This window comes from Vagococcus sp. AM17-17, from assembly GCF_003471765.1.
Classification (GTDB): domain Bacteria; phylum Bacillota; class Bacilli; order Lactobacillales; family Vagococcaceae; genus Vagococcus; species Vagococcus teuberi.
The window spans coordinates 307,045-329,223 of record NZ_QRJY01000001.1 but is presented as its reverse complement, the minus strand read 5'-3'; the positions used below and the strand labels follow the sequence as shown (position 1 = coordinate 329,223).

General features: G+C 35.4%; 20 protein-coding genes. 16 read left to right on the top strand and 4 right to left on the bottom strand.

Annotated elements, in window-relative coordinates:
- Positions 1–25 precede the first annotated feature (25 nt).
- The 13 genes from pcrA (at position 26) to DW196_RS01540 (ending at position 15,234) form a co-directional block, all read left to right on the top strand.
- Complete coding sequence (gene pcrA, locus DW196_RS01600) at positions 26–2,269, top strand: DNA helicase PcrA (RefSeq protein WP_118249701.1); 2,244 nt, start codon at positions 26–28, stop codon at positions 2,267–2,269.
- A gap of 6 nt (positions 2,270–2,275) precedes the next feature.
- Positions 2,276–4,306: an NAD-dependent DNA ligase LigA gene (gene ligA, locus DW196_RS01595; protein WP_338115225.1), complete on the top strand. Its 2,031-nt coding sequence runs from the start codon at positions 2,276–2,278 to the stop codon at positions 4,304–4,306.
- Between the two features lie 13 nt (positions 4,307–4,319).
- The gene (gatC, locus tag DW196_RS01590) at positions 4,320–4,625 is read left to right on the top strand and encodes an Asp-tRNA(Asn)/Glu-tRNA(Gln) amidotransferase subunit GatC (RefSeq protein WP_118249699.1); all 306 of its coding nucleotides are present in this window, start codon (positions 4,320–4,322) and stop codon (positions 4,623–4,625) included.
- Positions 4,625–6,094: an Asp-tRNA(Asn)/Glu-tRNA(Gln) amidotransferase subunit GatA gene (gatA, locus tag DW196_RS01585; RefSeq protein WP_118249698.1), complete on the top strand. Its 1,470-nt coding sequence runs from the start codon at positions 4,625–4,627 to the stop codon at positions 6,092–6,094. The genes gatC and gatA overlap by 1 nt, the downstream gene beginning before the upstream one ends.
- Positions 6,094–7,524 carry an Asp-tRNA(Asn)/Glu-tRNA(Gln) amidotransferase subunit GatB gene (gatB, locus tag DW196_RS01580; protein WP_118249697.1) on the top strand — a complete coding sequence of 477 codons (1,431 nt, stop codon included), beginning with the start codon at positions 6,094–6,096 and terminating at the stop codon, positions 7,522–7,524. Before gatA ends, gatB begins: the two co-directional genes overlap by 1 nt.
- Before the next feature lie 33 nt (positions 7,525–7,557).
- Positions 7,558–8,583, top strand: a complete 1,026-nt coding sequence (locus DW196_RS01575; RefSeq protein WP_118249696.1) for a diacylglycerol kinase — start codon at positions 7,558–7,560, stop codon at positions 8,581–8,583.
- A gap of 33 nt (positions 8,584–8,616) precedes the next feature.
- Positions 8,617–9,993, top strand: coding sequence for a 23S rRNA (uracil(1939)-C(5))-methyltransferase RlmD (gene rlmD, locus DW196_RS01570; protein ID WP_118249695.1), 1,377 nt, complete (start codon positions 8,617–8,619; stop codon positions 9,991–9,993).
- Positions 9,994–10,113: 120 nt separating this feature from the next.
- Positions 10,114–10,821 (top strand): lantibiotic protection ABC transporter ATP-binding protein, encoded by a 708-nt coding sequence (locus tag DW196_RS01565; RefSeq protein ID WP_118249694.1) that lies wholly within the window; start codon positions 10,114–10,116, stop codon positions 10,819–10,821.
- Positions 10,814–11,569: an ABC transporter permease gene (locus DW196_RS01560; RefSeq protein WP_118249693.1), complete on the top strand. Its 756-nt coding sequence runs from the start codon at positions 10,814–10,816 to the stop codon at positions 11,567–11,569. The genes DW196_RS01565 and DW196_RS01560 overlap by 8 nt, the downstream gene beginning before the upstream one ends.
- The gene (locus DW196_RS01555; RefSeq protein WP_118249692.1) at positions 11,562–12,293 is read left to right on the top strand and encodes a hypothetical protein; all 732 of its coding nucleotides are present in this window, start codon (positions 11,562–11,564) and stop codon (positions 12,291–12,293) included. The genes DW196_RS01560 and DW196_RS01555 overlap by 8 nt, the downstream gene beginning before the upstream one ends.
- A gap of 2 nt (positions 12,294–12,295) precedes the next feature.
- Positions 12,296–12,964 carry a response regulator transcription factor gene (locus DW196_RS01550; RefSeq protein WP_118249691.1) on the top strand — a complete coding sequence of 223 codons (669 nt, stop codon included), beginning with the start codon at positions 12,296–12,298 and terminating at the stop codon, positions 12,962–12,964.
- Positions 12,943–14,289: a sensor histidine kinase KdpD gene (locus tag DW196_RS01545; RefSeq protein WP_118249690.1), complete on the top strand. Its 1,347-nt coding sequence runs from the start codon at positions 12,943–12,945 to the stop codon at positions 14,287–14,289. Before DW196_RS01550 ends, DW196_RS01545 begins: the two co-directional genes overlap by 22 nt.
- A 93-nt stretch (positions 14,290–14,382) precedes the next feature.
- Positions 14,383–15,234, top strand: a complete 852-nt coding sequence (locus tag DW196_RS01540) for a VOC family protein (RefSeq protein ID WP_118249689.1) — start codon at positions 14,383–14,385, stop codon at positions 15,232–15,234.
- Between the two features lie 33 nt (positions 15,235–15,267).
- On the opposite strand, the gene DW196_RS01535 is transcribed toward DW196_RS01540, so the two are convergent.
- The 3 genes from DW196_RS01535 to DW196_RS01525 are packed head-to-tail and all read right to left on the bottom strand — an operon-like array spanning position 15,268 to position 16,636.
- Positions 15,268–15,594, bottom strand: a complete 327-nt coding sequence (locus DW196_RS01535) for a hypothetical protein (protein ID WP_118249688.1) — start codon at positions 15,592–15,594, stop codon at positions 15,268–15,270.
- 14 nt (positions 15,595–15,608) lie between these two features.
- Entirely contained in the window at positions 15,609–15,941 is a 333-nt protein-coding gene (locus DW196_RS01530) for a branched-chain amino acid transporter permease (RefSeq protein WP_118249687.1), read from the bottom strand.
- Positions 15,938–16,636, bottom strand: coding sequence for an AzlC family ABC transporter permease (locus DW196_RS01525; RefSeq protein ID WP_118249686.1), 699 nt, complete (start codon positions 16,634–16,636; stop codon positions 15,938–15,940). Before DW196_RS01525 ends, DW196_RS01530 begins: the two co-directional genes overlap by 4 nt.
- Positions 16,637–16,987: 351 nt before the next feature.
- Here DW196_RS01525 and DW196_RS01520 point away from each other — a divergent pair, with 351 nt between their 5' ends.
- Together DW196_RS01520 and DW196_RS11685 are read left to right on the top strand one after the other, a co-directional pair.
- Entirely contained in the window at positions 16,988–18,109 is a 1,122-nt protein-coding gene (locus DW196_RS01520) for an ATP-binding cassette domain-containing protein (protein WP_118249685.1), read from the top strand.
- A 7-nt stretch (positions 18,110–18,116) separates the two neighbouring features.
- The gene (locus tag DW196_RS11685; RefSeq protein ID WP_118249684.1) at positions 18,117–18,581 is read left to right on the top strand and encodes an ATP-binding cassette domain-containing protein; all 465 of its coding nucleotides are present in this window, start codon (positions 18,117–18,119) and stop codon (positions 18,579–18,581) included.
- Between the two features lie 19 nt (positions 18,582–18,600).
- Here DW196_RS11685 and DW196_RS01510 read toward each other — a convergent pair whose 3' ends face one another.
- Positions 18,601–20,769, bottom strand: a complete 2,169-nt coding sequence (locus tag DW196_RS01510; RefSeq protein ID WP_118249683.1) for an LTA synthase family protein — start codon at positions 20,767–20,769, stop codon at positions 18,601–18,603.
- A 206-nt stretch (positions 20,770–20,975) separates the two neighbouring features.
- Here DW196_RS01510 and DW196_RS01505 point away from each other — a divergent pair, with 206 nt between their 5' ends.
- A complete protein-coding gene (locus tag DW196_RS01505; RefSeq protein WP_118249682.1) occupies positions 20,976–22,151 on the top strand; it encodes a class I SAM-dependent rRNA methyltransferase in 1,176 nt (391 codons plus the stop codon).
- The last annotated feature ends 28 nt before the right edge of the window (positions 22,152–22,179 follow it).

Sequence of the window (22,179 nt, the reverse complement as noted above, 5' to 3'; positions counted from 1 at the left end):
TGATCAGAAAGGGTGTTCGTACCAAATGACGCAAAAACATAATTTATTGGCAGGTCTAAATGACAAACAACAAGCTGCCGTTCAAACGACACAGGGCCCGTTATTAATCATGGCTGGTGCAGGTAGTGGAAAAACAAGAGTACTAACACATCGTGTGGCTTATTTAATAGATGAAAAAGGGGTTAATCCTTGGAATATTTTAGCTATCACTTTTACAAATAAAGCGGCGAAAGAGATGAAGGAACGTGTGGTTTCGATTCTTGGTTCGGTCGGTGAAGATGTGTGGGTATCCACGTTTCACTCAATGTGCGTCAGAATGTTACGACGTGATGCCGATTTGATTGGTTACAATCGTCAATTTACCATACTTGATGCTAGTGACCAACAGACATTGATTAAACGGATTTTAAAAGAAGAAAATATTGATCCAAAAAAACATGATCCACGCAGTATTTTATCGCAAATTAGTCAGGCGAAAAATGAGTTATTAACGCCTGAATTATATGAAGAACGCTACACTGGTTATTTCGAGCAGATTGTGGCAACGTGCTATAAGCGATACCAAAAAGAACTTCGCAACAATCAATCAATGGATTTTGATGATTTGATCATGTTAACGATTCGTTTGTTTAAGGAAAGTCCTGAAACGTTGTCTTATTATCAAAATAAATTCCAATACATTCACGTTGATGAGTATCAAGATACAAACCATGCTCAATATACGCTGGTTAATTTACTAGCGAAACGTTTTAATAATTTATGCGTTGTGGGGGATGCTGACCAAAGTATTTATGGTTGGCGTGGAGCTGATATGCAAAACATTTTAGATTTTGAATCAGATTATCCTGATGCTAAAACAATTTTACTAGAACAAAATTATCGTTCAACTAAACATATTTTGCAAGCGGCAAATAGTGTGATTAACCATAACCAAAACCGTAAGAAAAAAGAATTATGGACGGATAATCAATCAGGTGAAAAAATTGTGTATTATCGTGCTAACTCTGAACGAGAAGAAGTGCAATACATTGTGACCACCATTCAACAATTAAAACAACAAGAACAACGCTCATATGGCGATTTTTGTGTGTTATATCGTACGAATGCCATGTCCCGTGTGATTGAGGATACGTTCTTAAAAGCAAATATTCCTTATAAAATGGTGGGTGGACATAAGTTCTACGACCGTAAAGAAATCAAAGACATTTTAGGTTACTTAAAAGTGATTTCAAATGAAATGGATTCATTAAGTTTTGAGCGTGTGGTGAATAGTCCAAAACGAGGCATTGGACCTGGAACCATTGAAAAAATCAGAGAGTTTGCTGATATGCATGGTTGGTCGTTACTTCAAGCAACAGTTGGCATTGATTTGACACCAATTACGGGAAAAGCTAAAAAAGAGCTTGGTAATTTTGGGCAAATGATTATGCAATTAAGAAAGATGATTCCGTTTTTAACAATTACGGAATTAGTCGAACAAGTTTTAGATAAAAGTGGTTACCAGGAAGATTTGGTGAAACAAAACTCGCTTGAATCTCACTCACGTTTAGAAAACTTGGAAGAGTTTTTAACTGTAACCAAAGAATTTGACAAGCGTTATGAAGCGGGAGATTATGAAGACGAAAGTGAAAATGATGAAGATAAACTCGCGTTATTCTTAAATGATTTAGCACTTGTTTCTGATATTGATTCATTAGAAGAAGACCAAGGTCAAGTTACCTTTATGACACTTCATGCGGCGAAAGGACTTGAGTTTCCTTATGTCTTTTTAGTTGGGATGGAAGAAAGTATATTCCCACTATCTCGTGCGGTTTTAGAAAGTGATGAACTAGAGGAAGAACGTCGTTTAGCTTATGTGGGGATTACCCGGGCTGAAAAACAATTATTCTTAACGAACGCATCAAGTCGTATGCTGTATGGACGTACGCAATACAATCGTCCGTCACGTTTTTTAGAAGAAATTGACGATGACGTGTTAGAAAAAGTTGGAGCTGTGCATAAAGTAGCTAGCCAAAAACCGATTGGTGAAAAATACCGTCGTGCAACGTATCAACAGCCAACGACAACAGCCGTTACGGCGAAAAAACAAACAGGTGGCGAAAAAGCACCATGGCAACCAGGTGATAAAGTCGAACACAAATCGTGGGGCGTTGGAACGGTTGTTAAAGTGAGTGGGGACGCCAAAGATATGGAGTTAGATGTGGCATTTCCTTCTCAAGGGATTAAACGTTTATTGGCCGCTTTTGCACCAATTACAAAAGTAGATTAAAAAGAGGTGACCATTTTGGGTATTGATGAAGCAACAAAACGTGTGGGCGAGTTACGTCACACGTTAAATGAATGGGCACGCGCTTATTATGTGAAAGATGCGCCACTCGTTAGTGACCATGAATATGATAAGTTATACAAAGAATTAGTGAGTTTAGAAGAACAGTTTCCAGAACTTGTAACAAGTGATTCTATCACACAACGAGTGGGCGGAAAATTACTAGACGGGTTTCAAAAAGTTGAGCACACGACACCAATGATGAGTTTAAGTAATGCCTTTAACGAGAAAGACTTACGTGATTTTGATAAACGCGTGAGAAAAGGCACGAGCAAACCCATTAGTTACATGGTAGAATTGAAGATTGACGGCCTGGCGATTAATTTGACTTATGATAATGGACAATTTGTTCAAGGTGCAACTCGTGGAGATGGTGTTGTAGGGGAGGATATTACGCAAAATTTGCGTACCGTTCACTCTATTCCACTATCACTACAAACACCTGTGACACTTGACGTTCGTGGTGAGTGCTTTATGCCAAAAGAGTCGTTCGTTAGACTAAACGAGGAACGTGACAAAAACGGCGAAAGTGTGTTCGCGAACCCCCGTAATGCAGCAGCAGGGAGTTTACGTCAACTTGATTCATCTGTGACAGCCAAACGTCAGTTAAGTACGTTTTTATATACGATTGCTAATCCTGAAGAATTAGGGTTAACAACCCAAACAGACGCATTAGATTATTTAGATAGTTTAGGATTTAAAACCAATCATCAACGTGAACTTTGTGCCACAATTGATGACGTGTGGCAATACATTGTCCAATTTAGCGATAAACGTCACACGCTTGATTATGAAATTGATGGTATCGTGATTAAAGTCAATGATTTTGATGCACAAAATGAATTAGGTTATACGGTAAAAGCACCTAAGTGGGCGATTGCGTATAAGTTTCCGGCTGAAGAAGTTCAAACAGTCTTACGAGACATCGAGTGGACAGTTGGACGAACGGGCGTTGTAACGCCAACTGCGGTGATGGATCCGGTGCAACTAGCTGGAACAACCGTCTCACGAGCTAGCTTACATAATTGTGATTTGATTGCTGAAAAAGACATTCGATTATTGGATACAGTTGTGATTCATAAAGCTGGAGATATAATTCCTGAGGTCACTCAAGTTGTGTTGGATAAGCGACCTGAAGACAGTCAGCCGTATGAGTTTCCAACACATTGCCCAGCATGTGATGCTGAGTTGGAACGCATTGAATCAGAAGTTGCTTTAAGATGTTTAAATCCAGCTTGTCCAGCTCAAATTAAAGAAGGATTGAATCACTTCGTGTCGCGAAATGCGATGAATATTGATGGTTTAGGTCCTCGTGTGTTAGAGCAAATGTATGAAAAAGAATTGATAAAACAAGCCGCTGATTTATACTATCTAACACAAGAGCAATTATTAACGCTTGATAAAATCAAAGAAAAATCAGCGAATAATATTTTAGAAGCCATTGCTAATAGCAAAGGCAATTCATTAGAGCGATTGTTGTTTGGTTTAGGAATTCAACATGTTGGATCAAAAGCTGCTAAAATTATTTCAAGTGAATTTGGTACGATTGATAAAATTATCGAAGCAAATAAAGAAGATATTTTTGCGATTGACACGATTGGACCAGTGATGGCTGATAGTATTACCAAATATTTCTCGATTCCAGAAACATTGGAACAAATTGACAAACTAAAACAAGCTGGGGTGAATATGACGTATCTTGGTGTGACAAAAGAAGACATCACATCAATCGAGTCCCCATTTAAAGATAAAACGATTGTCTTAACCGGAAGTTTGACACAATTTAAACGAGCTGAAGCCAAACAAAAGATTGAGTCGTTAGGTGGAAAAGTGACGGGTAGTGTGTCGAAAAAAACGGATATTGTTGTTGCTGGAGAGGAAGCTGGTAGCAAGTTAACCAAAGCACAAGAATTAGGAATTGACGTTTGGAGTGAACAACAAATGGTTGATGCCATAAACGCGTCACATAAAACAGAGTAAAAGGAGAATTTTGATGACAATTTCAAAAGAAGAAGTACTACACGTAGCAAAATTATCGAAATTACGTTTTTCAGATAGTGAATTAGATGAGATGACAAAACATTTAGGGAAAGTCACTGACATGATGGCCAATCTAAGCCAAGTCGACACAACAGATGTACCATTTACTTCAAGTGTGACAGAAGAAACAAATGTCTTTAGAGAAGACATCGCCATTAAAGGTGAAAGCCGTGACGAATTATTTAGCAATGTCCCTGAAACACAAGATGGTTACATTAAAGTGCCAGCAATTATGGATAACGGGGAGGCAGGAGCATAATGACTGAGTTACAACAATTAACAGTAAAACAACTAAGTGAGGCGTTAAATAAAAAAGAATTAAGCTCACAAGAGGTTGTGAAAAGTGGTTTTGATTACATCAAAGAAACAGAGCCAACGATTGATGCCTTTATCACATTAAGTGAAGAAAAAGCATTAGCAGAAGCGAAAAAAATTGATGACTCACCACGTAGTGAATTAACACCTTTAGCTGGTATTCCAATTGGGATTAAAGATAATATCGTGACAAAAGCCGTGTTAACAACCGCAGCAAGTAAAATGTTGTACAACTTTAACCCAATCTATTCTGCGACGGCAGTAGAAAAATTAGAATCAGCTGGACTGGTGTCTATGGGTAAATTAAACATGGACGAGTTTGCGATGGGTTCTTCAACTGAAACGTCGTACTTCAAGAAAACAAAAAATGCATGGGACCAAACAAAAGTACCTGGTGGCTCTTCAGGTGGGTCTGCTGCGAGTGTGGCAGCTGGACAAGTTCCTGCTTCTTTAGGTAGTGATACAGGTGGAAGTATCCGTCAACCAGCGTCATTTAACGGCATCGTGGGGATGAAACCTACTTATGGACGCGTGTCTCGTTATGGGTTAATTGCCTTTTCATCAAGTTTAGATCAAATTGGTCCGATGACTCGTACAGTAGAAGACAATGCGATGATTTTAAATGCGATTTCTGGTCATGATGCAAAAGATAGCACAAGTTCTCGTCGTGACACACCAGATTTTACAAACTTAATTGGTCAAGACATCAAAGGAATGAAAATTGGTGTACCGAAAGAATTTATGGGTGAAGGGGTTCATCCTGATATTCGTCAAGCAGTAAAAGAAGCGGTGAAAACATTTGAAGCGCTTGGTGCAACTGTAGACGAAGTTAGTTTACCAAATGCGGTTTATGGCGTGGAAGTTTACTATATCATTGCCTCATCAGAAGCATCATCAAACTTACAACGTTTTGATGGTATTCGCTATGGTTACCGTTCAGAAAATATTTCAAACTTAGAAGACGTATATGTTAACTCACGTTCTGAAGGATTTGGTTCAGAAGTGAAACGTCGTATTATGCTTGGAACATTCTCTCTAAGTGCCGGATTTTATGATGCATACTTTAGAAAAGCTGGACAAGTTCGTACCTTGATTGTCAATGACTTTAAAAAAGTCTTTGAAAACTACGACTTGATTTTAGGACCAGTATCACCAACTGTGGCATTTGAATTTGGTGCCGCTCAAGATGATCCAATCACAGCATATATGCGTGATATCTTAACCATTCCAGTTAACTTAGCTGGTTTACCAGGTATGAGTGTTCCTGGCGGATTTTCTGAAGGATTGCCAATTGGAATTCAATTAATCGGAAATCATTTTGATGAAGAAAAAATGTATCAAGCAGCGTATGCGTTTGAACAAGCAACTGATTTCCATAAAAAACAACCTGTTATTTTAGGAGGTAAAGCATAGTGAATTTTGAAACAGTCATTGGGTTAGAAGTCCATGTGGAATTAAAAACCGAATCAAAAATCTTTTCAACGTCTGCCGCTCACTTTGGTGCAGACCCAAATACGAATACAAACGTGATTGATTTTTCAATGCCAGGTGTTTTACCTGTTTTAAATAGAGGCGCACTTGAATATGGTATGAAAGCCGCTTTAGCACTTAACTGTAAAATCAACCGTCACACAAATTTTGATAGAAAAAACTATTTTTATCCAGATAATCCAAAAGCCTATCAAATTTCTCAAGATGACAAACCAATCGGCTATGATGGTTGGGTTGAAATCGAAGTAGAAGGTAAAAAGAAAAAAATACGTATTGAACGCGTGCATTTAGAAGAAGATGCGGGTAAAAATATTCATGGTACTGATGGTTATTCATATGTCGATTTAAACCGTCAAGGCACACCACTTATTGAGATTGTATCTGAAGCAGATATGCGCTCACCTGAAGAAGCTTATGCTTATTTAGAAGCCATTCGTTCAATCATCCAATTTACTGGTGTCAGTGATGTGAAAATGGAAGAAGGGTCAATGCGTTGTGACGCGAACATTTCTCTAAGACCTTATGGACAAGAAAAGTTTGGAACAAAAGCAGAACTTAAAAACTTGAACTCACTAAACTACGTGAAACAAGGACTTGCTTTTGAAGAACAACGTCAAGCAAAAGTTTTAATGTCAGGTGGTATTATCCAACAAGAAACACGTCGTTATGATGAATCAACTAAATCAACTATCTTGATGCGTGTTAAAGAAGGAGCAAGTGATTACCGTTACTTCCCAGAACCAGATATTCCATCAACTGATATTAGTGAAGAATGGGTGGAAGAAATGAGAGCATCATTACCAGAGATGCCAGCTGCTAGACGTATTCGTTATGTAAGTGAACTTGGTTTACCTGAATATGATGCAATGGTATTGACTCTATCTAGTGATATGTCTGACTTCTTTGATGCCACAGTGAATAACGGAGCAGATGCCAAACAAGCCTCTAACTGGTTAATGGGTGAAGTATCAGCTTACTTAAATAGCGAGCACTTAGAGTTACTTGAAACAAAACTAACACCAGAAAATCTTGCTGGTATGATTAACTTAATCGCTGATGGAACAATTAGTTCTAAAATTGCGAAAAAAGTCTTTAAAGAATTAATCGAAAACGGTGGCGATGCTAAAGAAGTTGTTGAAGCAAAAGGATTAGTCCAAGTGTCTGATCCATCACAATTATTACCAATGATTAACGAGGTATTAGATAAAAATGAACAGTCAATCGAAGACTTTAAAAATGGAAAAGATCGTGCCGTTGGTTTCTTAGTCGGTCAAATTATGAAAGCAACAAAAGGAAAAGCAAATCCAGGAGTCGTGAATAAATTATTAAAAGAGGAATTATTGAAACGTTAAATTGACAACGTTCGATATGAAGGAGTAAGTTAAATGAGAGCAAGATTAATTTATAATCCAACATCTGGCAAAGAGTTGTTAAAACGAAATTTAGCAGATATTTTAATGGTGATTGAAAAAGCTGGATATGAAGCCAGTGCCTTTGCGACGACACCGGAGCCTTTTTCTGCCAAAAAAGAAGCAGCAAGAGCCGCGAATGCTGGTTTTGATTTGATTATCGCAGCAGGTGGTGATGGCACGATTAATGAAGTGATTAACGGTATTGCTCCACTAGAAAAACGACCTAAATTAGCAGTTATTCCTGGTGGAACAACCAATGATTTTGCTCGAGCGTTGCAAATTCCGCGTGATAATGTGGTGAAAGCTGCAGAGGTGATTTTAAAAAATCAAACCATTAGATCAGATATTGGAAAAGCTGGGAACACATATTTTATGAATATCGCAGCAGGTGGTTACTTAACTGAATTGACCTATGAAGTACCATCTCATCTGAAAAGTGTTTTTGGCTATCTTGCCTATTTAGCAAAAGGAGCAGAGATGTTGCCACGAGTGAAAACAATCAAGATGCGTCTGAAATATGACGATGGTGAATTTGATGGCAAAGCATCCATGTTTTTCTTAGGGCTAACCAATTCAATTGGTGGCTTTGAACAAATTGTTCCCGACGCTCAGTTAGATGATGGGAAATTTTCACTGTTAATCGTGAAAACAGCCAATGTATTAGAAATCATGCATTTGGTGGCTTTGATGTTAAACGGTGGAAAACACATTGACGATCCTAGAATAGAATACATTAAAACGTCAAGATTACACGCTGAAGCCTTTGATGATGATTATCGTATGATGATTAATTTAGATGGGGAATATGGTGGAGATGCCCCAATGGAATTTATAAATTACAAACAACACATAGAAATTTATGCTAATCTGGATGCAATACCTGAATCGGCTATTTCAATTGATGAAGAAGAAGCGTCTGATCGATTTATCGAACAAGTCGAACAACTCACTCAAGAAGATATTAATGAAGATGGCACTATTTTTGGCAATAAAGAGTAGTACGTGCACTGTTTAAAAGAGAAAGAGGATTTTATGAAAAAACAAAAAATAGAAGCACCAGTGAAAAAAAATGAACGTTTAGTTGTTGATATCGTCGATATGACTTATGACGGACGTGGAGTAGCAAAAGTGGATGGTTTCCCCATTTTTGTTGAAGAAGGGATTACAGGCGAGCGAGTAAAAATTCATGTGATGAAGGTCATGAAAAAATTTGCCTTCGCAAAAATTATGACGTGGGAAACAACAAGTGAAAATCGTGTTGAAACGGTGGAAAAAGATTTAATTCGTACAGGGATTGCCCCACTACATCATATGAGCTATGACGCGCAACTTGATTTCAAGAAAAATCAAGTGACTCAAGCGATGAAACGTATCGGTGGCTTTGATGAATTAAACGTTGCGGACGTTTTAGGGATGGAACACCCATTTGCTTATCGTAATAAAGCCCAAATTCCAGTACGTATGATTGGAGCTGACATTGAACTTGGTTTCTTTAGAAAAAATAGTCATGACTTAATTGTGGTAGAAGACTTTTTAATTCAAGATAAAATGATTGATGAGATTTTATTATTCTTGAAAGAAAGACTTAGAAAATATTCAATCAAACCATATGATGAAAGCCAACATTCAGGACATCTGAAAAGCATCGTGATTCGTAAAGGTCATTACTCAAATGAAGTGATGGTAACTTTTGTGACACGTAAAAAGAAAATTTTCTACTTACATGATATTGTGACTGAACTTGTGGCAGCTTATCCAAACGTGGTATCTGTGATGCAAAATATCCAACCAAACGTAACAAACAAAGTCTTAGACGAACGTTTGAACGTGTTATACGGTAAAGATAGCATTAGTGATGAGTTATTAGGTAAAACATATCATATCTCAGCACAGTCATTCTACCAAGTGAACACTGAACAAGCTGAAAACCTTTATAAAAAAGCGATTGAATTAGCTGATTTAAAAGAAGATGACGTGGTTCTTGATGCGTATTGTGGTATTGGAACAATCGGCTTGAGTATGGCTAACAAAGTGAAGAAAGTGTACGGCGTGGAAATCGTGCCAGAAGCGATTGAAGATGCGATTCATAATGCTGAAATCAATGACATCACAAATGTTGAATTTAAATCCGGAGCAGCCGATAAAGTTCTAAAAAATTGGACAGCAGATGGCATTAAGTTTGATGTGATAGTCGTTGACCCACCAAGAAAAGGGTTAACAGAAGATTTTATTAAACAATCAGTCGAATTAAAACCAGAAAAAATTGTGTACATTTCATGTGATCCAAGTACTATGGCACGTGATATGAAATTATTTGCTAGTTTAGGTTATGCAACTGATACCGTTTATCCAGTTGACATGTTCCCGCAAACAACACATATTGAGTGTGTGACAGTGTTGACGAATTAAATATTATTTTGTGAGATTTAGGGAGTATCCTAAGTCTCTTTTTGTATAAAAAATTCTTAATAGTTACAATTCAATTATATTTAGCCTCTATAGTAAAGGTATGAAAAGGAGGAACATAAAATGACAAATATAATTGAAATAAAAGAGGTATCAAAACAATTTAAACATCAAACTGTTTTAGATAATATCTCATTAACGATAGAAGAAGGCACAGTCTATGGCTTATTAGGACCAAATGGGGCTGGGAAATCAACCTTATTAAAAATTATTACTCAAGTAATTAAACCAGATTCTGGAACGATTTACTTTGACTCACATGAATTAAACCAATCTGATTTACTTGAGATAGGAGCGATTATAGAAAGTCCAGCTATTTATCCTAACTTAACAGCTTATGAAAATTTAGACGTTTTAGCGACCTTACTTAATATCGAAAAAACACGTATCAAAGAGGTTCTATCCGTTGTGTCGTTAGAAAACACTGGAAAAAAGCTAGCAAAAGATTTTTCTTTTGGGATGAAACAACGTTTAGGCATTGCGATGGCATTGATTCATCAACCAAGGTTATTGATTTTAGATGAACCAACAAATGGTTTAGATCCTGTTGGGATACAAGAATTAAGAGAGTTAATCAAATCATTTTCAAAACAAGGAATAACCGTGATTTTGTCCAGTCATATTTTAAGTGAAGTACAACAAGTTGCTGATAAAGTAGGGATCATCAATCATGGACATTTACGTTACGAAGGGAAAAATGATATGACGGATACTCATCTTGAAGACTTGTTTATGACTATCATCAAAAAGGATGGTAAGGATTATGAATAACTATATAAAGGCAGAATTCATTAAAGACAAACGTTCTGCTAATGCGACCTTGATGAAACTTGTTCCAGTGATTGTTGTAGTGTTTAATTTATTGATGGTCAGTCTAATGGGAGTAGCACCAACTGGTAAAAGTTATGTGATGGCAACGACCTTTAATTGGTATCCAATTTTGATTTTACCTGTCATATTAAGTTTATTGGTAGTCAATAGTTGCAGTAAGGAAACATCATCACACCTTGTTAGTCAAAAGAGTTTGGGACTCAGTGGTAGTAAAACGTTATTTGCGAAAAATGTGGTGGTATTAGTTGAATTATTGGTTATGTTAATTTTATCTTCTGTACTGGCAGATGGATTAGGAATATTTATTTTTAAGGAAACGATTCACATTAAGACATTAATCATGGCTACCATCACACTTTTTATAGGTAGCTTACCTGTAGTTGGGATGTCGTTTTTATTATTTTATGTCTTTCATAAAAAAGTAGTAGTTATCTTGATAAACTTTTTATTGGTTTTTCCGTCAGCATTAATAGCAGTTCAATCAAAATGGGTCTTTTTCCCATGGGCTTATAGTTTACGTATGCTTGCACCAATTATAGGGGTCCATCCAAATGGCACATTTTTAACTGAGGAGAATCCACTGATGACTACTCATGCAACTTATTTAGGTATTTTGCTAAGTTTAATGGTTTATCTACTTGTTTTAATTACTTTGAACATTCTTATTAGGAGGAAAAATCATGACTAATCTCTTAAAATCATATTGGCTACGCACTAAAAGGACTCCAGTGAGAGTGTTGATGATCCTTGCCCCAATTTTATATTCACTTATCATGTGTCTGTATTTCTTTTCTACAAATACTTTGAAAGGACAGGAAGTCCTCTCGTTTTATGCGATGTTAGCCATTATATCGACTTTTACATTAAGTCTTCTTGTCCCAATGATTTATGACCCTGATAAAACAGCCAGTCATTATGCCAATGATTTACGAATCGGAATCAATAGACGACGAGTATTTTTTACCCGATTTGTTTTTATCACACTGATTTGTCTAGTGATTATTCTTTTAGCAGTGAGCTTTTTTATTCTTTTCTTATGTGTTACAAATAGTGAGTTTAACCTGATACAAGTTATTACCTTAACAGTTATCCTGTTAATGACATTACTGCCCATGATTGCTATTTATCAGTATTTATCTTTACGATTTAATTATACTGGTAGTATTTTGGTAGGATGCTTGATAACATTAGCAGCAATCTTACTTGGGACAACGAATTTGGGTGAGAGAGTGTGGCTGTTTTTACCCTTTACTTGGCCAATTAAATTAACTTTTGAAGTAGGCAAAGGAGAAATGAGTCTTGGTATTGTCAGTCTAGTGTTAATAGGGACAATTTTAGTAACGGCAATCACACTCTGGATATTGTCACTTTGGTATAATAAGTGGGATGGTGTCACACGATTGGAGGAATAGTGATGAAAATATTAATCATTGATGATGACGAGGATTTATTAAAGCTAATAGAAAATACGTTAAGTAAAGAGTACATAGTTGAGACTATATTAGGTGCAAATAAAGTTAATCCTGATGAGTTAAAGCATTATGATCTAGTGATATTAGATGTGATGATGCCAGAGATGTCAGGATTTGACTTTTTAAAACATTACAGGGAACTGATTAATGCACCCATCATTCTTTTAACAGCAAAAGATTTTGAAAAAGATAAGCTTGAAGGATTTGCTTTAGGGGCGGATGACTATGTGACCAAACCCTTTTCTATCAAAGAAATAAGAGCACGAGTTGCCGCTCATCTAAGAAGAGAGCAACGACAAAAGCATCATCGACTGATTGATTATCCGGTGTCCTGTGACTTGATTGCCAAGCAGTTTTTTTACGAGGAAACGGAAGTATCACTTACCTCAAGTGAATATGAGTTATGTGAATTGCTATTAAAAAATAAAGGACAAGTTTTTTCAAAAGAACAGCTTTATACGTCTGTTTATGGATTAAAAGCAGTGGGAGATAGTCAAACAACGATTACAGAGCGAGTGAAACAGATTCGAGCAAAATTTGATTTAGTTGGCATTAATCCAATTAAAACAGTATGGGGAGTTGGGTATAAATGGCAAATCGAAAAGGACTGACTCGTTTAATAACAACATATGCTGTAATGGAGTTGCTTTATACGTTTTTCGTGATGATTTTTTTCTTTTTATTACTAAATATATTGGTCAATACTGGTATTGTTTACCCAGCTAATTACCCTGAAAGTCAGTTGGGTAAAGTTGAAAAAGACTTTAAATCTGAGAGTTGGACACCAGATCAACTTCCATTTTTTTATGAGTATGAATATATGAAAAATGGGCAAGTGGTGAGTAGTAACATCAGTGAGACTTATCAACCTTATGTCAAAAAAGCACAAGAAACAGCAAGAGCGTCAAAAGATAGTTTTATTGGGGCAAGAGTGTTTCGATACTACACTACAAATGATAAAGAACTAGTTGTCAGCTACAAATTAAGTCCATTCTTTGCATCACAAAAACTTAATCAGTTGATTCCACATTTTGAAGGAGTTTATTTTCTCGTTGTTTTTTTTGTTTGGATAAGTGGTTTTTTATTTTTGATTATGAGATTAACCAAGATACTAAAAAGAGAGATAAAAAAAATATCAACAGCCAGTGTCTATATTCAACAACAAAATCTTGATTATCCGAGAATAAACAGTGACTATAAAGAAATTAATGACGTATTATCTACCATTGATTTATTGGCAAATGATTTAAAGAAATCTCTGCAAGAACAGTGGCAAATGCAAGAAACGAAGCGAGACTTAATTGAGTCAGTGACTCATGATATTAGAACACCCATTACGTTAATAAAAGGGAATCTTGAATTGTTAAATGAAGAAGCGTTGACCGCTAGTTCAAGTGAACGGGTGAAAGATATTGAAAAAGGTGTATCACGATTAGAAGTTTATGTTGAAAGATTAAAACAAATTTCAAGTCATGTCACTGAAGAAAAAATGCCAGTAAGTGAAGAGGTGTTAAGTCGTTGGATTGATGTCGCACGTTTATTATGTGACACTCATCAACGACAACTTAGCCTAATGGAAACTGACACAAGTTCTATTCCACTAGAAACTGAAAATGTCACGATGGCGTTACAAAATATAATAAGTAATTCAATCGATCATTCTAACCTAAATTCAACGATTACATTAGATTTTAGAGATTTAGAGACAGAGTATCGAGTGACCATAACAGATGAAGGGACAGGATTTTCGGATTTATTTTTAGCCTCATCACCTAGCAAATATGTATCAAGTAAGCTAGATAATACAGCTTCTCATGGTTTAGGTTTGTATCATGTGAAAGAAATGGTTAAACGACATAATGGAACATTGCTCATCGAAAATCGTCCAGAAAAAAATCAAACAGGTGCGAAAGTGACGCTAGTATTTAAGAAATAACATCATGAAACAAGTTAGTTGTGCTGGATTATTTTTCGTAGTATAGTTACTTACATAAAGTAAGAGTTATACAAAAGAAAGAGGTTGAAGCATATGTTATTTCATAAAAATCCAGTTACCTTTGTTAGTCATGTTGAAATTAAAGTGAGCGACTTAACACAATCCACACGTTTTTATACGGAAGTATTAGGATTAAACATAAAAGAACAGACATCAAACAGTGTGTCATTTACGACAAATGGTCAGGATGTTTTGTTAACGATTACCCAACCAAAAACTATCAACAAAAAACAAGAACAACGAACAGGGTTGTATCATTTTGCTTTGTTATTACCAAAACGATCAGACTTAGCGCAAGTCGTGAGACATTTTGTTAATCTAGGTGTCCGATTTGGTGGCGGAGATCATTTAGTTAGTGAAGCCATTTATTTAAATGATCCAGATGGCAATGGGATTGAAATTTATGTCGACAGAGATGCGAGTGTTTGGCAATGGTCGAATGGTGAAGTTTCGATGACGACTGACCCAGTTGATTTTGATGATTTATTAAAAGAATCAGTTGTCCCTTTTTGGAATGGTTTGCCAAAAGAAACGGTGATGGGGCATATTCATTTACAAGTAAATGATTTAGCAAAAAATAAAGAGTTTTATGTTGATGGACTTGGGTTTGATGTGGTCAGTCGCTATGGAAGAGAGGCATTATTTTTATCTGATTCAAACTATCATCATCATATTGCTTTAAACACTTGGTCAGGGACACAAATTAAACACGCTGAAAAAACAGAAACAGGCATCGAAAGTTATTCAATTGTCTTTCCAAGCGAAGAAAAACGACAAGAGACTGTGGCGTCATTAAGAGAATTAGGTGTTCCAGTAATGGAAGAAGAAAATGAGGTTACTGTATTTGATCCGTCAGGTATAAAACTAAAATTGATGATTGGTTAAGAAAAAACATCTATCCAAATGAGGGTAGATGGTTTATTTAGATGAGAAAGTATAAATGCTAGGTTCATACTCATCTAATGTGCCGTTTAAAACTGTTGTGACAATAGATCGTGGCACGTTGTACTCTAAAGAAATAAAAGAGTCAGTTGATTTTGAGAAACTGACTTTATACGTATAAGTGTTATCAAACCAACTATAAGATAAAGAGGCTTTATCAACTGAATTCTTATCGACTATTTTTGTTGAAACATAATTCGACATATTTTTCTCGACAAGTTGGTTGAATTGATACTTTTTGAAACCAAATAGGCATCCAACCATCAGTATTACCAAACCAAAACTGATAACTACTTTCTTCATAGCATGACCTACTTTCAAAAGGTGATATTTTGTACTAATACCATATAAAAAACAGTTCCTAATCCTATGCTTAAAAAGGTGCTGTGTTTCCACTTGTGGATGATGACAATAAATAAAATAGCGAGTAATTCGGGAAACGCAAAGGCTCTTGTGACGGTATCTTTCAGACAAAATACAACTAACAATCCTATTGTGGCATAAGGTAGGACATTTCCTAAATAAGTAATATAAGCAGGGGGTGTTTTATTTTCTGGAAATAAAATAAATGGTAGAAAACGAGTTAACATCGTGCCAAATACCACAACACCAATCGTTATCACTTGATGAGGAAAAGACATCGTTGTCATAATGTCGTCACCTCCTGTTTATCTAGATTTTTTCTATCTAAAGTAAAAATTAAAATGATTAACGCCATGGCAGGCAACATAAAATTGTCAGCACCTAATAAGATCAAACAAATAAACGAACTAATGAGTCCAATAAGAGCTAGTCTATGGTCGGATGATTCTTCCCATTGATTGATAAACATGACAACAAATAAAGCAGTCATCACAAATTCAATGCCAGTTGTATCAAATGTGATAACTGAACCAAGTAACGCACCAAGTGTTGCGCCACCTACCCAATAAATCTGATTTAGCAATGTTACAAAAAACATAAACCATCCTTTATCGACATCTTTTGGTGGTGTCACGGTACAATTTATCGTGAATGATTCATCACACATCCCATAGATTAAATAAAACTTTTTCCAACCAGTATTTTTATATTTATCTAACATTGAAATACCGTAAAACATATGTCTAGCGTTGACCAAAAGCGTTAAAACAAAGGCATAAAGTGGGTTGTAAGCTGACATGAGTAAATTAGCTGTGACAAATTCCATTGAACCAGCATAAATAAAAAAACTCATTAGCATTGGATACCACACACTAAACCCCATACTACGCATCAAAAAACCATAAGACATTCCTAAAAACAAAAACCCAACACAAATTGGCAGTGTGTAGGGCAGAGCTGTTTCGAACGCTTTTCTTTTCATTTAACTCCCCCTAATGAATGAAACTTTTTCCCATCATACAGTTGTAAGAATTATCTGTCAAGTCAGTCAATTAAAGTGAGTTGTCAAAATAAGCCACGTCGTGTTATAGTTGTCTTAACAATTTAAGAAAGGGTGACCCAAATACATGTACAACTAAATCCTATTTATAAGCAAAATGAAGAAAACGATCGAACAAGCTTTTTTGTTATGCGTTTGTCTTTATTTGTGGAATAGGAGTGGTTGTATGAGTGTGGGTTAATGTCTTTTTGAGCATACCCTAAACACGTTTAATCCCTCCTATTTCAAACAATAGGAGGGATTTTTTTCTCCTAAAATTAAGGAGATGGTAAGATGAAACAAATTGAAATACAAACATTTAGTTATCAAATAAACCCAGATTTAGAATTAACGATAGACAACCTAAGTGTGAACAGGGGAGATAAAATTGGGTTAATTGGAAATAATGGTAGTGGGAAAACGACGTTACTACATCTTTTAGCGCAAAAAATTTCGTTAGAGATACCAAGTGTCCAACATTATTTATCTGTCACACTTGTTAAGCAATTTAAAGACGGATTTGATGATAAAAGTGGGGGAGAAAAAACGCAACGCTATTTGCAAGAAGCCTTTAAACAAGATAGCGTGTGGTTACTTGATGAACCAACAACCCACTTAGACAGTCGTCATGTTGAGTGGGTTGAAAAACAAGTGTTGACTCATCACGAAGGTGTAGTGGTCGTATCACATGATCGCCATTTTTTAAATCAAGTGTGTAATAAAATTTGGTTTTTAAAGGATGGGGAAATAACGGTTTATAAAGGAAACTATCAATCATTTTTAACGCAATATGAGGAGCAAGAAAGACGACACAAAGAAGATTATGACATTTATCAACGTGAAAAGAAAGAATTAGAACAAGCGATTCGTGTTAAAAAACAACAAGCAAATGGGGCCATGTCTGTTCTTAAAAATAAAAAGCAAGCTGGAGAAAAATTTAGTATTAGCAAACCATACTATGCTAAAAAGCAGAAAAAACTAGATAAATCAGCCAAAGCACTGGAAACAAGATTATCACAATTAGAACGAGTGGAAGCGCCAAAAAAAGAAAAATCACTCACTATGGAAACCTCTCTTTCTCATATGTCAGGTGACCATATTATGATAAGAGGGATGGATGTATCAGCTGAAATAAATCATCAAGTGCTTTTTTATGATAGCAATTTTTATATTAAAAATAGAGAAAAGGTCGCAATAGTTGGGGACAATGGTGTAGGAAAAACGACGTTACTAAAAATGATGTTAGATAAAGAAAGTTCTATTAAAGTGTCACCATCAATTGAGTTTGGTTATTTCTCACAAGAAGTTGATTTACTAGATGATAACGAAACAGTTTTAGAAAATGTTTTATCAAGTATGCGTGATTATAACCAGACATTAGCAAGAACAGTGTTGGCACGAATGCAGTTTTTTTGACCGTGATATAGAAAAGCCTGTCAGTGTATTAAGTGGAGGAGAGTGTGTCAAAGTGACTTTAGCAAAACTATTATTAAGCGATATTAATACGTTAGTGCTAGATGAGCCGACAAATTACCTAGACATTGAAGCAATGCGAGCATTAGAAGAATTATTACAAGAATTATTACAAGCGTTTGAAGGCACAGTTGTTTTTGTGTCGCATGACCGGGAGTTTATTAACTCGGTGGCAACAAAGTTATTAATCATTGAAAATAAAAAGATAAATATGTTTGAAGGACGATTATCAGATTACAAAGCAAGTAAAGTGGTTAAGAATAAGTCAAAGGAAAAGGATAGTTTATTAGTGATTGAAACAAAAATTAGTGAAGTACTAGGTAAGCTAAGTATTGAGCTCAGTGAAGAGTTAGAACAAGAATTTCAGTCGTTAATAACACAAAAAATGTCGTACAAAAAAACACACAAGAATTAATGTCTTGTGTGTTTTTCGTTTATTTTGTGGTTGTAGAAGATGTTTCAGTGGTTCCACTACTTTGAGTCGTCACACCTTTTTCTTCTTGAATTTCTTTATAGGTCTGTGTTTTAAATAAATCAACGGTTGATTGGTTATTGTGTAGTGAGTAAAGACTTGTTGATTTATCTCCTTTTTGTTGTTCAACTTGAAGGAGTTTATCTAACTCATTTTTATAATCAAACTTAGCAGGATCAAGAGGTTTTAATCCACTGTTTGTGTTAAATCGTAATAAGTCACCGTTTGTAATAGCATCAGACATATTAAGTTGTGTGGTTCCTTTTTCTTTAATGTCCGCTATTTCAGTCAATTGTTCTTCTGTTGGTGAATCAATCAATTCACCCGTTTTTGTATCATAGACGGTTTCACCTAAGATTGTGTATTTTGGTGTGACAATAGTTCCATTTCTAAAGGCGACAATTTGGTCTTTGTCTTTAGAGAAGAAATCTTGTCCTAATTGAATATATGATTGAGTATCAACACCTAATAAATGTAATAGAGTAGGTAAGACGTCAACTTGTCCCCCAAATGTATGATTAATCCCACCTTTAGTTTGACCAGGAACATGGAACATTACAGGAACACGTTGAACAGCTGTGTCATCAAAGTCGTTCCATTCTTCTTTTGATTTACCAAGTAACTCAGCTAAAGATTTGTTACGAGAATTTGAAATACCATAGTGGTCACCGTATAACACAATGACTGAATTATCATAAAGTCCAGATGCTTTTAAGTAATCGAAAAACTCTTTAACAGCTGTATCTAAGTAGTTTGCTGTTGCAAAGTACCCATTAATTGTGGCATCCGATGTATTAGCCATTGGGAAACCAGCATTATCATCTTTAAATTTCGCATATGGGTAATGATTTGATACTAAAATAAATTTAGAATAAAACGGCTGTTGAACATGCTCTAAGTATTTAATAGATTGTGCTAAGAATGGCTTATCATGTAATCCATATTGGAATGAATTGTTTTCATTCACATCATAGTAGCTACCATCAAAGAAATAGTTATAACCTAAATGTTTGTAAGTTTCATTACGATTCCAGAATGAGCCACCATTACCATGGAAGGCTACGCTTGTATAACCTTGTGTTTGACCTAAAATGTTAGGTGCGGATTGGAATGTGTTTTTATCTCCCAATTGAGTAAATAAAGGGCCTTGGCTTAAACCAAAGAATGAATTTTCTAACAAGGTTTCAGCATCACTTGTTTTACCTGATCCCACTTGATGGAAGGCATTATCAAAACTAAATGTTTCATTTGAATGGAATAAACTGTTTAAGAATGGCGTTACTTCGTGTTCAACACCATTTTCATCTTTTAATTTGTAATCAATTAAAAATTGTTGGAAACTTTCTAAATGGACATAAATGACATTACGCCCTTTGGCAATTCCAAACATGTCATCATTTGGTTTAGCATAATGTGTTTTCACATATTTTTGAACATCAACTAAATCATTTTGACTCGCTTGAGCACGTCGTTGTGTCGCGTTATACGTCTGTACGCCATCATAAACAGTAAAGACGTTCATCCCTAAATATTTCACGATATGATCTCTTGAGAAAGTACGTTTTAATAATTCAGGTCGATCTGTTTCCGCTAAAGTTAAGTTAGCAGAAAATAGAAGGATAGAAAAACTTGTTACAGCAAATGCTGAGCGAATAGCAATTGGTCTTTCATCAATTTTGATTTTTTTTGTTGCAAGTAAGACAATCACAACAATAATATCAATCCAATACAATAAATCATATGGTCTAAACATACGAAGAGCACTTTCACCAAGACCAGAAGCTACTTTACCGGCACCAAGCATGGTGTTAACGGTAATAAAATCTGTAAATTCTCGGTAATAAATGACGTTAGAAAAAAGTAACAAGGTGGTTAATGATGAGATAATCAGTAACGTAATGTAGGCTTTTTTCGGACTTTTTATATAGAGTGCAGCAGAGAATAAAAAGACTGTTGTTGCCACAGGACTAATAAATAAGATAACGTATTGGAAAAAACTTTCAATTCCTAAATTAAAGTCAACTGTATAAGCTAGTAGGTTTTTTAACCAGAATAACACAACCATCAGGGTGAAAAACCCCATCCTGGTGTTGAGCCAGTTTTTATTATATTTATGTTTCAAAATAAACATCCTTTCTTAACAACTTAGTGTCACTAGACTACCAAGCTGAATATTCCATGTTACATTTTACATATTCCTTACATGTCTGTCAATTATGGTCATGTTTCTTAAAAAAAAATATAGAACTAACATCTTTAAAAAGGGAGAAAAAAGACGTAAAAACTGATATAGTAGTATCATACAATAAATGAATAGAAATTAAAGGGATTGACTGCATGAAAAAAGTATATATAAAACAAAACAGAAGTCAAAAATATAAAGGGCACTACCCACTCATAAAAGCAGAAGATTTAGTGGATTCGAAAATGTCTTGTAAAGAGTGGGTAAGCTTTTATTCTGAAAAGCAAGAATTTTTAGGATATGGTTATCTAGGACAACAACACAAAGGATCAGGGTGGATGATTAGCTTTGCTGAACAACAACCAATCGACACCACATTTTTAGTCAACTTATTTAATGAAGCAAAAGCATATCGTGCGACATTTTTTGCTGATGAGGCAACGACGGCATTTCGTTTATTTAATGGTGAAGGTGACGGTCTTGGTGGAATGACGATTGATTGGTATGACCGATTTTTAGTTGTGTCATGGTATAATGAAACCATCTACGCGTTAAAAGAAAATATCTTAAAAGCCTTGATATCATCTGATATTGAGATTTGTGGTATGTATGAAAAAATTCGTTTCCAAGCGAAAGGTTTACCAGAGTCTACCTATGTATATGGTGACCAAGCACCAGAACCATTATTAATAAAAGAAAATAATGTAACGTATGCCACTTATTTAAATGAAGGTTTAATGACAGGTATCTTTTTAGATCAGCGAGAAGTCAGAAGCCGATTAACAGATGCTTATGCGATTGGTAAAACCGTATTAAATACGTTTAGTTATACCGGTGCTTTTTCTGTAGCTAGTGCAATGGGTGGTGCGATAAGTACAACGAGTGTTGATTTAGCGAAAAGGAGTCGAAAAAAAACACAAGAACAGTTCGCTGTGAATGGACTTACAACAGACAATCAGTCTATAATAGTAATGGATGTGTTTGATTATTTTAAATATGCTTTTAAAAAACAGTTAACTTTTGATATAGTAGTGATGGACCCGCCGAGTTTTGCAAGAAATAAAAAGAAAGTCTTCACCGTAGCAAAAGACTACCAACAACTGACGACTGAAGCAGTTGAGTTGTTAAACAAAGACGGATTATTAATTGCCTCAACCAATGCGGCCAATGTGTCATTAGATAAATTTAAACAAATGGTAGAGATGGGAATAGCTGATACTCATCGTTCATTTGAGTATTTAGAATTATATCAACTACCAGAGGATTTCCGTGTGAAGAAAGAATTTAATGAAGGAAATTATTTAAAAGTACTCTTTTACCGAGTGAAATAAACGTGATTATGAAATGATAGGTGGGGTT

What these genes read in the sequence shown, in the direction of transcription:
- pcrA (WP_118249701.1), top strand. Translation starts at nt 26, where the DNA reads ATGACGCAAAAACATAATTTATTGGCAGGTCTAAATGACAAACAACAA.
- gatC (WP_118249699.1), top strand. Translation starts at nt 4,320, where the DNA reads ATGACAATTTCAAAAGAAGAAGTACTACACGTAGCAAAATTATCGAAA.
- gatA (WP_118249698.1), top strand. Translation starts at nt 4,625, where the DNA reads ATGACTGAGTTACAACAATTAACAGTAAAACAACTAAGTGAGGCGTTA.
- DW196_RS01575 (WP_118249696.1), top strand. Translation starts at nt 7,558, where the DNA reads ATGAGAGCAAGATTAATTTATAATCCAACATCTGGCAAAGAGTTGTTA.
- rlmD (WP_118249695.1), top strand. Translation starts at nt 8,617, where the DNA reads ATGAAAAAACAAAAAATAGAAGCACCAGTGAAAAAAAATGAACGTTTA.
- DW196_RS01565 (WP_118249694.1), top strand. Translation starts at nt 10,114, where the DNA reads ATGACAAATATAATTGAAATAAAAGAGGTATCAAAACAATTTAAACAT.
- DW196_RS01560 (WP_118249693.1), top strand. Translation starts at nt 10,814, where the DNA reads ATGAATAACTATATAAAGGCAGAATTCATTAAAGACAAACGTTCTGCT.
- DW196_RS01555 (WP_118249692.1), top strand. Translation starts at nt 11,562, where the DNA reads ATGACTAATCTCTTAAAATCATATTGGCTACGCACTAAAAGGACTCCA.
- DW196_RS01550 (WP_118249691.1), top strand. Translation starts at nt 12,296, where the DNA reads ATGAAAATATTAATCATTGATGATGACGAGGATTTATTAAAGCTAATA.
- DW196_RS01545 (WP_118249690.1), top strand. Translation starts at nt 12,943, where the DNA reads ATGGCAAATCGAAAAGGACTGACTCGTTTAATAACAACATATGCTGTA.
- DW196_RS01540 (WP_118249689.1), top strand. Translation starts at nt 14,383, where the DNA reads ATGTTATTTCATAAAAATCCAGTTACCTTTGTTAGTCATGTTGAAATT.
- DW196_RS01535 (WP_118249688.1), bottom strand. Translation starts at nt 15,594, where the DNA reads ATGAAGAAAGTAGTTATCAGTTTTGGTTTGGTAATACTGATGGTTGGA.
- DW196_RS01530 (WP_118249687.1), bottom strand. Translation starts at nt 15,941, where the DNA reads ATGACAACGATGTCTTTTCCTCATCAAGTGATAACGATTGGTGTTGTG.
- DW196_RS01525 (WP_118249686.1), bottom strand. Translation starts at nt 16,636, where the DNA reads ATGAAAAGAAAAGCGTTCGAAACAGCTCTGCCCTACACACTGCCAATT.
- DW196_RS01520 (WP_118249685.1), top strand. Translation starts at nt 16,988, where the DNA reads ATGAAACAAATTGAAATACAAACATTTAGTTATCAAATAAACCCAGAT.
- DW196_RS01510 (WP_118249683.1), bottom strand. Translation starts at nt 20,769, where the DNA reads ATGTTTATTTTGAAACATAAATATAATAAAAACTGGCTCAACACCAGG.
- DW196_RS01505 (WP_118249682.1), top strand. Translation starts at nt 20,976, where the DNA reads ATGAAAAAAGTATATATAAAACAAAACAGAAGTCAAAAATATAAAGGG.